The sequence below is a fragment of the Actinomadura sp. GC306 genome (assembly GCF_004348665.1).
Lineage (GTDB): Bacteria > Actinomycetota > Actinomycetes > Streptosporangiales > Streptosporangiaceae > Spirillospora.
The window spans coordinates 17,700-27,804 of sequence record NZ_SMKM01000063.1 but is presented as its reverse complement, the minus strand read 5'-3'; the positions used below and the strand labels follow the sequence as shown (position 1 = coordinate 27,804).

General features: G+C 73.2%; 13 protein-coding genes. 12 read left to right on the top strand and 1 reads right to left on the bottom strand.

Features of this window, described 5'->3' with window-relative positions; translation table 11 throughout:
- Nucleotides 1-6: 6 nt before the first annotated feature.
- Nucleotides 7-1,356: a nicotinate phosphoribosyltransferase gene (locus E1200_RS12165; protein ID WP_131951960.1), complete on the bottom strand. Its 1,350-nt coding sequence runs from the start codon at nucleotides 1,354-1,356 to the stop codon at nucleotides 7-9.
- Nucleotides 1,357-1,458: 102 nt separating this feature from the next.
- Here E1200_RS12165 and clpS point away from each other — a divergent pair, with 102 nt between their 5' ends.
- The 12 genes from clpS to E1200_RS12110 all read left to right on the top strand — a co-directional run bounded on the left by clpS (nucleotide 1,459) and on the right by E1200_RS12110 (nucleotide 10,038).
- Nucleotides 1,459-1,755, top strand: a complete 297-nt coding sequence (gene clpS, locus E1200_RS12160; protein WP_131951965.1) for an ATP-dependent Clp protease adapter ClpS — start codon at nucleotides 1,459-1,461, stop codon at nucleotides 1,753-1,755.
- A gap of 48 nt (nucleotides 1,756-1,803) precedes the next feature.
- Nucleotides 1,804-2,331 (top strand): DUF2017 domain-containing protein, encoded by a 528-nt coding sequence (locus tag E1200_RS12155; RefSeq protein ID WP_131951959.1) that lies wholly within the window; start codon nucleotides 1,804-1,806, stop codon nucleotides 2,329-2,331.
- A 193-nt stretch (nucleotides 2,332-2,524) separates the two neighbouring features.
- Entirely contained in the window at nucleotides 2,525-3,463 is a 939-nt protein-coding gene (locus E1200_RS12150) for an MEDS domain-containing protein (protein WP_131951958.1), read from the top strand.
- Between the two features lie 51 nt (nucleotides 3,464-3,514).
- Nucleotides 3,515-4,366, top strand: a complete 852-nt coding sequence (locus E1200_RS12145) for an MEDS domain-containing protein (RefSeq protein WP_131951957.1) — start codon at nucleotides 3,515-3,517, stop codon at nucleotides 4,364-4,366.
- Nucleotides 4,367-4,392: 26 nt separating this feature from the next.
- On the top strand, nucleotides 4,393-5,340 hold the full coding sequence (locus tag E1200_RS12140; protein ID WP_243708499.1) for an MEDS domain-containing protein: 948 nt from the start codon (nucleotides 4,393-4,395) through the stop codon (nucleotides 5,338-5,340).
- A 44-nt stretch (nucleotides 5,341-5,384) separates the two neighbouring features.
- Entirely contained in the window at nucleotides 5,385-5,801 is a 417-nt protein-coding gene (locus E1200_RS12135; RefSeq protein ID WP_131951956.1) for a M67 family metallopeptidase, read from the top strand.
- Between the two features lie 56 nt (nucleotides 5,802-5,857).
- Complete coding sequence (locus E1200_RS35200) at nucleotides 5,858-5,980, top strand: hypothetical protein (protein WP_279484224.1); 123 nt, start codon at nucleotides 5,858-5,860, stop codon at nucleotides 5,978-5,980.
- Nucleotides 5,981-6,072: 92 nt separating this feature from the next.
- Nucleotides 6,073-6,345 carry a MoaD/ThiS family protein gene (locus E1200_RS12130; RefSeq protein ID WP_131951955.1) on the top strand — a complete coding sequence of 91 codons (273 nt, stop codon included), beginning with the start codon at nucleotides 6,073-6,075 and terminating at the stop codon, nucleotides 6,343-6,345.
- Nucleotides 6,346-6,365: 20 nt separating this feature from the next.
- A complete protein-coding gene (locus tag E1200_RS12125; protein ID WP_131951954.1) occupies nucleotides 6,366-7,313 on the top strand; it encodes a cysteine synthase in 948 nt (315 codons plus the stop codon).
- Nucleotides 7,314-7,443: 130 nt separating this feature from the next.
- Entirely contained in the window at nucleotides 7,444-8,235 is a 792-nt protein-coding gene (locus E1200_RS12120; protein ID WP_131951953.1) for a thioesterase family protein, read from the top strand.
- 192 nt (nucleotides 8,236-8,427) lie between these two features.
- Nucleotides 8,428-9,258, top strand: a complete 831-nt coding sequence (gene murI / locus E1200_RS12115; RefSeq protein WP_131951963.1) for a glutamate racemase — start codon at nucleotides 8,428-8,430, stop codon at nucleotides 9,256-9,258.
- A gap of 30 nt (nucleotides 9,259-9,288) precedes the next feature.
- On the top strand, nucleotides 9,289-10,038 hold the full coding sequence (locus E1200_RS12110; protein WP_131951952.1) for an MBL fold metallo-hydrolase: 750 nt from the start codon (nucleotides 9,289-9,291) through the stop codon (nucleotides 10,036-10,038).
- Nucleotides 10,039-10,105: the final 67 nt, after the last annotated feature.

The following is a 10,105-nucleotide window of genomic DNA, read 5'->3' as shown; positions in this document are numbered from 1 at the left end:
GCGGGGTCAGGGGCGTGGGCCGTCGGCGAACTCGGTCGGGACGGCGGGCTCGCCGCGGGACAGCCGCACCGCCGACGGCGGCAGTTCCGCGACGGCGCGGGCGTGCCGCTCCCGGCTCGCGGTGAGCGGCTCGCGTCCGACGACCTCGCCGCCGCGCACCAGCGGGACGTGCAGGAGCCGGTCGCGCGGCCCAGGGTCGGCCTCTCCCAGGAAGACCGCCTCGGCGTGGGCGACGCCGTGCCCGTCGATGCGGCGGACGGCCGTCTTGCGGCCGCCGCGGCTCGGCTTGCCGGGGGAGCGCTTCGCCACCGGGCGGACGGCGGCGTCCTCGCCGGGGCCGTCCGCGCGGGCGACGAGCTTGTACACCAGGGACGCCGTGGGCGCGCCCGAACCGGTCACGAGGGACGTCCCCACGCCGTAGCCGTCCACCGGCGCGGCGGCGAGGGCCGCGATGCCGTACTCGTCGAGGTCGCCGGTCACCACGATGCGCGTGCCGTGCGCGCCCAGCGCGTCGAGCTGCTCCCGGACGCGGGCCGCGAGCGCGCCGAGGTCGCCGCTGTCGAGCCGCACGCCGCCGAGGTCCGGCCCCGCGAGCTCCACGCCGGTGCGGACGGCCCGCTCGACGTCGTAGGTGTCGACGAGGAGCGTGGTGTCCGCCCCGAACGAGGCGAGCTGCGCCTCGAACGCGTGCCGCTCGCTGTCGTGCAGGAGGGTGAACGAGTGGGCGCTCGTCCCGGCGGTCGGCACGCCGTGGCGGCGGCCCGCCTCCAGGTTGGAGGTGGTGGCGAACCCCGCGATGTAGGCGGCGCGGGCGGCGGCCACGGCGGCGTACTCGTGGGTGCGCCGCGACCCCATCTCGATGAGGGGCCGGTCCCCCGCGGCCTGGACCATCCGGGACGCCGCCGACGCGATCGCGCAGTCGTGGTTGAGGATCGACAGGGCGAGCGTCTCCAGCAGGACGGCCTCCCCGAACGTCCCCTCGACCACCAGGATCGGCGAGTCCGGGAAGAAGCAGTCGCCTTCGGCGTATCCGTAGACGTTCCCGGTGAAGCGGTACTTCTCCAGCCATTGCAGGGTGGGCTCGTCCACGATGCCGTTCGCGGCCAGGAACTCCAGCTGCGCGGGCTGGAATCGGAACGCCTCGATCGCGTCCAGCAGCCGGCCCGTCCCTGCGACCACGCCGTAGCGGCGGCCCGCGGGCAGGCTCCGCGCGAACACCTCGAAGACCGCGTGCCGGTCGGCCGTCCCGCCGCGGAGCGCGGCCTGCAGCATGGTCAGTTCGTACTGGTCGGTCAGCAGGGCAGTACCGTCACCAAGGTCCACATCTGGAACCCTAAGCCTTGCCGCGGGCACCATGGAGGTCCGGACCGGCGCACCCGGACGGGGAGCGGCGCATAGCATCGGGTGCGTGGGCGGACCGACTTCACGCGGAGAGGGGGAGACGCGGACATGAGCGCCATGGGCACGGCGCCCGCACCCGTCGAACTGGAGCGGCCGGACGCCGAGGAGGACGTCAGCGCGGACCGCCCCTGGCTGGCGATCGTCTGGAACGACCCGATCAACCTGATGTCGTACGTCACGTACGTCTTTCAGGCCGTCTTCGGGTACCCGAAGACCAAGGCCGAGAAGCTGATGCTCGACGTGCACCACAAGGGCCGCGCCGTGGTGGCCAACGGCACCCGCGAGGAGATGGAGCGGGACGTGGAGATCCTGCACTCCTACGGCCTGTGGGCCACCGTGAAGCGGGACGACTAGTGCCCGAGGGCGGAGCGACCCGATGAGCCGTCCGGAGCGGAGCGACCCGTGAGCCATGTGAAGAGGACCCGCCAGGGCATCAGGGTGCGCCTCGCGGCCGAGGAGGCCGCGCTGCTGCGCGCCCTGATGGAGCAGCTCCTCGCGCTGCTGGGCGACGCGCCCGGCGAAGACGACGAGCTGGCGTCCATCGGCATCGCCGAGAACGCCACCAAACCGGACGACCCGGTGCTGGCGCGGCTGTTCCCCGACGCGTACCAGGACGACGGCGAGGCGGCGGGCGAGTTCCGCCGCTACACCGAGATGGGGCTGCGCGACGGCAAGCGCGAGGCGGCCGAGACGGTCCTGGGGTCGCTGAGCGAGCCCGGCCAGGACGTGCTGCTGGACGAGAAGCAGGCGCAGGCGTGGCTGCGGGCGCTGAACGACGTCCGGCTGGCGCTCGGGACCCGGCTCGACATCTCCGAGGAGTGGTACGAGGAGGCGGGCGCCCTGGATCCGCGCGACCCCCGCGCGCCCCTGTTCGCCGCCTACGACTGGCTCACGGTGCTGCAGGAGAGCCTCGTCCGCGCCCTCTGGTGACCGCCTTCCCCCGCCTTTCTCCGGCTTCCTCCGGTGAGTCTCCGGCTTCCTCCGGTGAGCGGCTCGCGCGTCCACACCTGGTCACCGCGGACCTGACCGATTGTCCGGACGGCGGTGCGGAGGGTCGTTAGCGTTGCCTCCAGGGGGCGATCCCGGCCCGCCGGCGGCGGGCCGCAACCACACGGAGGCCGTCATGCCCGCAGCGGGCACCCACCCCAAGCCGGTCGGCGCGATGGAGCTGGGCGACCACCTCGCCCTCGTCTTCGACGACGACGGCGAACGCCGGTCGATCATGGCCGCGTACGCGCGGGACGGGGTCCGCGCGGGCCAGAAGGTCATCTACATCTCCGACGGCGTCCCCGCGCCCGAGGTGCTCGCCTGGCTGCTCGGCGACGGCGTGGCCGGACCGTCCCAGCAGCCGCCCCAGGAGCCGGCCCAGGACCGGGACGAGGACGCCGTCGACCTCGCCGCCGCCATGGAGGCCGGGCACTTCGTCGTCCGGACCGCCGAGGAGACGTTCCTCGCGAGCGGCCGGTTCGACCCGCAGGAGAGCATCCAGCTGATGGCGACGGAGATCGACATCGCGCTCGTGCAGGGCTACCGGGGCGTGCGGATCGCCGGCGAGGCGCGCTTCTCGCTGCGCCGCTGGCCGGGCACCGAGCAGCACGGCGACTTCGAGCGGATGCTCGACGAGGTCTTCATGACCACCGACCTGAAGGCGATGGCGATCTGCCAGTTCGACCGCCGCTGGTTCGACGAGGTGCGGCTGGCGGCGGTGGACGCCAGCCACATGGGCCGCGTCCGCGTCAACGACTACTACGACGACGGGGTGCTGCGCATCACGCCGATCTTCAGCCCGCCCGGCGCCGAGCTCGCCGGGACGATCGACCGGACGAACCTCTCCGCCGCCGCGGAGGTGCTGGCGGCCCTCACCACCGGGACGGGCCTGCTGTGCCTCGACCTCGGCGGCGTGACCGGCTGCGACGCGGACGGCCTGCGCCTGCTGACCGGCGCCGGCGGCCGGGGGCACGGGGGGCTGCTGCTGCGCGCCGTGCCGCCCGCCCTGCACGACCGGCTGCGCGAAGAGGGCCTGGACGACGCCGCCGGCATCTCCATCGAGTACCGCGCGTGATGAGGCGCGTGCGGGCGCGCCCCTGACGAGCGCTTCTGGCGAGGAGGCCGCATGGCTCCCGAGACGACCCGTCCCCGGCCGGGCGAGTCCGCCACACCGGTCGGTGAGATGCGGCCCGGCGACCACCTGTGCCTGCCCTACGTCAACGCGGAGGAGCGGCACACCGTCCTCACCGCGTTCCTCAACGACGGCCTGCGCGCCGGGGACGCCCTCGTCTACCTCGTGGACGGCGAGCCCGCCGGGGCCGCCGGGCGGCTGCGGCCCGGTTTCGGCGCGGCGCTCGACGACGGCCGGCTGACCGTGCTGTCCACCGTCGGCACCGACCTCCGCACCGTGCTGGAGTCGGCGCTGGCCCGCGGCCGCCCGGGGGTGCGCATCGCGGGCGAGGCGTGCCCGTCCCTGCGCGGCTGGCCCGGGACGAAGCGCTTCGCGTCGTTCGAGGGCGCCGTCCACCGGGCCGTCGCCCGGCCGGGGAGCGCGGCGATGGCGCTGTGCCAGTTCGACCGCCGCTGGTTCGCGGCAGGGCACCTGCGCGAGGTGGAGCGGCACCACGGCGGGCGGGCCGGCGCCGACGCGGTCTTCGACGACGGGGTGCTGCGGATCGTCCCGCTGTTCGCCCCGCCCGGCCTGCGGCTGTCCGGCGCGATCGACGAGTCGACGCTGCCGGGCCTGGTCGAGGCGCTGCGCGACGCGGGCGACGGCTCCGCGCACCTGTGCCTCGACCTGTCCCGGCTCGACTTCTGCGACCTGGACGGGCTGCGCACCCTGATCCGCGCGAACGAGCTGAGCACCGTCCTCGACCGGCAGGTGATCCTGCGGTCGATGCCCGGCTGGATGGAGCTGCTGATGCGCGTCTGCGGCTGGGACACCGCGCCCGGCATCGTCGCGGAGGCGACCGCGTGAACGGGCCCGGCCCCACGGGACCCGCCGTGGACGCCCGGGACGACCAGGACGTCCTCGTGCACCGGGCGCTGATGTACGGGTCGCGGAACGAGTACCTGCTGACCGCCGTGCCGTACCTGCGCGCCGGGCGCCGGGCCGGCGACGCGGTCGTCGTGGTCGTCGAGCCCCCGGTGGCGGCGGCCCTGCGCGGGCGGCTCGGCCGGGAGACCACCGCGGACATCGAGTTCCTCGACCCGGCGATGTGGTCCCGCGGCCCGATGCACGCGCTGGCGGCCTGCCACGACCGGGCCCGCGCCGACTGGTGGCCGCGCGGCCGGCTGCGGATGCTGGCCGAGCCCGTCTGGCGCGGCCGGACGCCGCTGGAGACCCGCGAGTGGAAGCGGCACGACGCGCTGCTGAACGTCGTGTTCGCCGGCACCCCGACCATGATCATGTGCGCGTACGACACGGCGTTGCTGCCGGACCACGTGCTGGCCGCCGCGGCCCGCACCCACCCGGAGCTGGCCATGCCGGACGGGCCCGTCCCCGCCGAGCGGTACACGCCGCCCGCGGAGTTCTGCGCCGAGTGCGACGCGGGCCCGCTGCCCCCGCCGCCGGCCGGGGCGGCCCGCAGGTCGTTCGCGACGGGCGGGCTGCCGGGGCTGCGCGACTTCCTGTTCACCGGGGCCGCCCGCTACCGGCTGCCGGAGGAGCGCACGCTCCCGTTCGTGCTCGCGGTCAACGAGGTCGCCACCGGCATCATCCGGGACGGCGGCGGCCGCGGCTCCCTGTGGGTGTGGGCGGAGGCGGGCGAGCTGGTCTGCGACGTCACCGACCCGGTGCGCGTCCTGGCCGACCGGTTCCTCGGCTACGCGCCGCCGGGCGCGAAGGGCCACGACCCCGCGATGTGGGCCGTCCGGCGGCTGTGCCACATCGTGGAGACCCGCTCGGGCCGGCACGGCACGCAGGTCCGGATGCGGGTCCGGATCGGCTGAGGCCGGGACTCCGGCGGCGCGCCGCGCCCGGTAGCCTTCGGGGCATGCTGACGATCGAACGTGCCCTGGTCGAGAAGATCGTCGCGCACGCGCGCGCCGACCACCCCGACGAGGCGTGCGGGATCATCGCCGGCCCCGCCGGCTCGGACCGGCCGGTCCGCTACATCGCGATGGCCAACGCCGAGCGGTCCCCGACGTTCTACCGGTTCGACTCCCAGGAGCAGCTGAAGGTGTGGCGGGAGATGGACGACCGGGACGAGGAGCCGGTGGTCATCTACCACTCGCACACCTCCACCGAGGCGTACCCGTCGCGCACCGACATCTCCTACGCGTCCGAGCCGAACGCCCACTACGTCCTCGTCTCCACCCGCGCGGAGGACGACACCGAGTTCCGGTCGTTCCGGATCGTGGACGGCGAGGTGACCGAGGAAAAGGTCGAGGTAGTCGAATCGTACGGCTGACGCCGGCGCCGACGGCGCCGGGGAGCCGCCGCGAACCGGCCGGTAAACTGGCGGTCATGTGGACGAGCGGGTACCGGGCGGGCGGTGTGCGGCGCCGCGCCGGTTCGTCCCCGGTGCCCCCCGTGCAGAGCTTCCTGTTCGGGCACTCGCGCGCCGAGGTCGTCTACGACTGTCGCTGACGCGCTTGATCATGCCTGGAATCTTCCCGCCGCCCGCCCGGTTGTCCCGAAGGGCGGGTAGCCCCCGTACGACGTAGAAGGAGATCACCGCGATGGCGATCGAGGTCCGCATCCCGACGATCCTGCGCAACCTCACCGACGGGTCGAAGTCCGTCGAGGGCAAGGGCGCCACCCTGGACGAGCTGTTCACCGACCTGGACTCGCGGCACGCCGGCCTGCGCGACCGGCTGGTGGACGACAAGGGCCTGCGCAGGTTCGTCAACGTCTACCTCAACGACGAGGACGTCCGCTTCCTCGGCGGGCTGGAGACGCAGGTCGCCGACGGCGACAGCGTCACCATCCTCCCCGCCGTCGCCGGCGGCTGAGCCGGGCTGGACGGCGGCACATGCGATTCGACTCGCTGCTGGACTCGCTCGGCCGCACCCCGCTGGTGGGCCTGCCGCGGCTGTCGCCGAGCGGCGACGTCCGGCTCTGGGCCAAGCTCGAAGACCGCAACCCCACCGGCTCGGTCAAGGACCGGCCCGCCTTCTACATGATCCAGAAGGGGGAGAAGGAGGGGCTGCTCACGCCGGGTTGCACGATCCTGGAGCCGACGTCCGGCAACACCGGCATCTCGCTGGCCATGGTCGCCAAGCTGCGCGGCTACGAGATGGTGTGCGTGATGCCGGAGAACACCTCCGACGAGCGGCGCCAGCTGCTGGAGATGTGGGGCGCGCGGATCATCTTCTCCCCGGCGGCGGGCGGCTCGAACGAGGCGGTCCGGGTGGCGAAGGGCCTGGCGGAGGAGAACCCCGAGTGGGTGATGCTCTACCAGTACGGCAACGAGGCCAACGCCCTCGCGCACTACGAGACGACGGGTCCGGAGATTCTTGAGGACCTGCCCACGGTGACGCACTTCGTCGCCGGGCTCGGCACCACCGGCACGCTGATGGGCGTCGGCCGGTTCCTGCGCGAGCAGGTGCCGGACGTGAGGATCGTCGCGGCCGAGCCCCGGTACGGCGACCTGGTGTACGGGCTGCGCAACATCGACGAGGGCTTCATCCCGGAGCTGTACGACGAGTCGGTGCTGACCACGCGGTTCTCGGTCACCTCCGGGGACGCGCTGCGCCGCACCCGCGAGCTGCTGGAGCAGGAGGGCATCTTCGCGGGCATCTCGACCGGCGGCGCGCTGCACGCCGCGATCGGGATGGCGAAGAAGGCGGTCAAGGCGGGCGAGCGCGCCGACATCGTCTTCGTGATCGCCGACGGTGGCTGGAAGTACCTCTCGACCGGCGCGTACGGCGGCACCCTGGAGGAGGCGGAGGCCCGCCTCGAAGGCCAGCTCTGGGCCTGACCCCCGAGGGGTGTCCTGACCACGGCGGCGATCCGGCCGGCACGGTACAGTTCGCTATCGAATGTGATTCTAGAACCGTGTCGGACGGGCTGACGGCGCCCGCCGCGCGGCCGGACGCGGGAGAGTGCGGATGAGCGGGTTCGGCGACGCGACCGCCGTGAAGCAGGTCGGCGAGGGCCGGTACGAGATCGTCCTCGACGGCGGCTACGCCATCGGCGAGGCGCTGAACGGCGGGTACCTCATGGCCGTGCTGGCCCGCGCGGCCGTCGACGCGTCCCCGCACGCCCACCCGGTCTCCACCGCGGCGACCTTCCACCGGGTCACCAAGGCCGGGCCCGCCGAGGTGGTCGTGGAGCCGCGCAAGACGGGCCGCACCGCCGCGGCGTCGCTGGTCACCCTCGTCCAGGACGGCCGTCCCGTCGTGGACGCCCTCATCACCACCGGCACCCTCGACGCCGCCGCCGAGCCCGCCTACGCCGAGCAGGGCCCGCCGCCGATCCCGCCGCTGGCGGAGTGCACCGACTTCCGCCCCCCGGCGGGCGGCGGCTTCGCCGACCAGGTCGACATGCGCTTCGACCGCGCCACCATGGGCTGGCTGGACGGGCGGCCGTCCGGGCGCCCCGACATCCGGGGCTGGTTCCGGCACCACGCCGACGAGCCGATCGACGCCTACTCGCTCGCCCTCGCCGTGGACGCGCTGCCGCCCGTCGTCCTGAACCTCGACGCGCAGGGCTGGGCCCCGACCGTCGAGCTGACCTGGCACATGCGCGCCGTGCCCGCGCAGGGCTGGCTGGCCGTGCACGGCACCGGCCGGCTCCTCGCGGACGGCTGGTTCGACGAGGAGGTCGAGGTCTGGGACTCCGCGGACCGGCTCGTCGCGCAGAGCCGGCAGCTCGCCCGGGTGCCGCGCGCCCGCGGCTGAGGCGCGCTCCGGCGTTTCGTACCCGATCGTGTCCGCCTGCCGCCCGCGTGGCCTGAACTGGACGGTTTTCCGGCACGTAACGGTGTGATGTCCAACGCATGACTCACCTGAGCGGGGGCTTCTCGCTTAGCCTTGGGCACCATGTCAGAGGCATCCTGGGGGTCGGCGTCCCGGGGGATGGACGCGTCCCCGATGGACGGTCTTCCGGACGCTCCCATCGGCGTCTTCGACAGCGGTTTCGGCGGCCTCACCGTGGCCCGCGCGATCCTCGACCAGCTGCCGAACGAGCCGATCATCTACCTGGGCGACTCGGCGCGCCAGCCGTACGGGCCGCGGCCCATCGCGCAGGTCCGCGCCTACGCCCTGGAGATGCTCGACCAGCTCGTCGCCGAGGGTGTGAAGATGCTGGTCATCGCCTGCAACAGCGCCAGCTCGGCGATGCTGCGCGACGCCCGGGAACGCTACGACGTCCCGGTGGTCGAGGTCATCAACCCCGCCACCCGCCGGGCGGCCCGCGCCACGTCCAACGGCCGGGTCGGGCTGATCGCCACGGAGGCGACGGTGACCAGCCGCGCCTACGACGACGCGTTCGCCGCCGCGCCGCACATCGAACTGGTGAGCGCCGCGTGCCCCCGCTTCGTGGAGTTCGTCGAGGCGGGCGTGACGATGGGCCCCGACCTGCTGGAGGCGGCCCGCGGCTACCTCCGCCCGATCGCCGACGCGGGCTGCGACACCCTCATCCTCGGCTGCACGCACTACCCCTTGCTGACAGGTGTCATCTCGTATGTCGTCGGCGACGGGGTCACACTGGTGTCAAGTGCCGACGAGACCGCCAAGGACGTGTATCGCGTGCTGCACGATCGGGGGCTTGCCCGCGCCGAGGCGACGCCGCGGCCGCGGCACCGGTTCCGCGCCACCGGCGACCCCGCCCTGTTCGCCGAGCTCGGCCGCCGGTTCCTCGGCCCCGAGATCGGCGCGGTGGAGACGGTGCGGGCCACGCCCGGCACGGCGCTGACGACCTGATCCCCCGGGATTCCGAAGGAGGAGTTGAGCGTGCGGGTCACTGTGATCGGCTGCTCCGGCAGTTTCCCGGGGCCGGACAGCCCCGCGTCCAGCTACCTGATCGAGGCGGACGGCTTCTCCATGCTCCTGGACATCGGAAACGGTGCGATAGGAAGTCTTCAGCGCTTCCACGGCGTGCTCGACATCGACGCGATATGCATCTCCCACCTGCATCCCGACCACTGCCTCGATCTCACCGTCTACTGGATCGCGCGAACCTACTGTCCCGACGGGCCGGCGCCTCGCATTCCGGTGTACGGCCCACATGGCACCGCGGAACATATGATCAAGGCGTACGAACTGGAACCGAACCCGGGGATGACCGACACCTTCGATTTCCGGGTGTTCGAGCCGGGGCCGATGACCATCGGACCGTTCACGGTGACCACCGCGCTGATGAATCATCCGATCGAAGCCTACGGGCTGCGCATCGAACACGACGGCGGAGTCATGACGTACTCCGGCGACACCGGGCACAGCGACGCCCTGGTCCAACTGGCCCGCGGCTCCGATCTCTTCATCTGCGAGGCGGCGTTCGCCGACCGACCGGGACTGCCGCCGGACATGCACCTGACGGGCAGGGAGGCGGGCGAGCACGCCGAACGGGCCGGGGTCGGACAGCTCGTCCTCACCCACCTGCTGCCCTGGAACGACCCGGCGCAGACACTGGCGGAAGCGAAGGCCAGCGGCTTTCGCGGCCCGATCGAACTCGCGGCGGTCGGTGCCGTCTACGACCTCTGAGGCTCCCTTCCCGTCGTCGCGACTGTGCAGATTTGCACAGTCCCTCCTGGGGGTGGCGTGAAATCAT

Excerpts from the sequence above, each read along its gene's own strand:
- E1200_RS12165 (WP_131951960.1), bottom strand. The coding sequence starts at position 1,356 with ATGGTGCCCGCGGCAAGGCTTAGGGTTCCAGATGTGGACCTTGGTGAC.
- clpS (WP_131951965.1), top strand. The coding sequence starts at position 1,459 with ATGGGCACGGCGCCCGCACCCGTCGAACTGGAGCGGCCGGACGCCGAG.
- E1200_RS12150 (WP_131951958.1), top strand. The coding sequence starts at position 2,525 with ATGCCCGCAGCGGGCACCCACCCCAAGCCGGTCGGCGCGATGGAGCTG.
- E1200_RS12145 (WP_131951957.1), top strand. The coding sequence starts at position 3,515 with ATGGCTCCCGAGACGACCCGTCCCCGGCCGGGCGAGTCCGCCACACCG.
- E1200_RS12135 (WP_131951956.1), top strand. The coding sequence starts at position 5,385 with ATGCTGACGATCGAACGTGCCCTGGTCGAGAAGATCGTCGCGCACGCG.
- E1200_RS35200 (WP_279484224.1), top strand. The coding sequence starts at position 5,858 with ATGTGGACGAGCGGGTACCGGGCGGGCGGTGTGCGGCGCCGCGCCGGT.
- E1200_RS12130 (WP_131951955.1), top strand. The coding sequence starts at position 6,073 with ATGGCGATCGAGGTCCGCATCCCGACGATCCTGCGCAACCTCACCGAC.
- E1200_RS12125 (WP_131951954.1), top strand. The coding sequence starts at position 6,366 with ATGCGATTCGACTCGCTGCTGGACTCGCTCGGCCGCACCCCGCTGGTG.
- E1200_RS12120 (WP_131951953.1), top strand. The coding sequence starts at position 7,444 with ATGAGCGGGTTCGGCGACGCGACCGCCGTGAAGCAGGTCGGCGAGGGC.
- murI (WP_131951963.1), top strand. The coding sequence starts at position 8,428 with ATGGACGGTCTTCCGGACGCTCCCATCGGCGTCTTCGACAGCGGTTTC.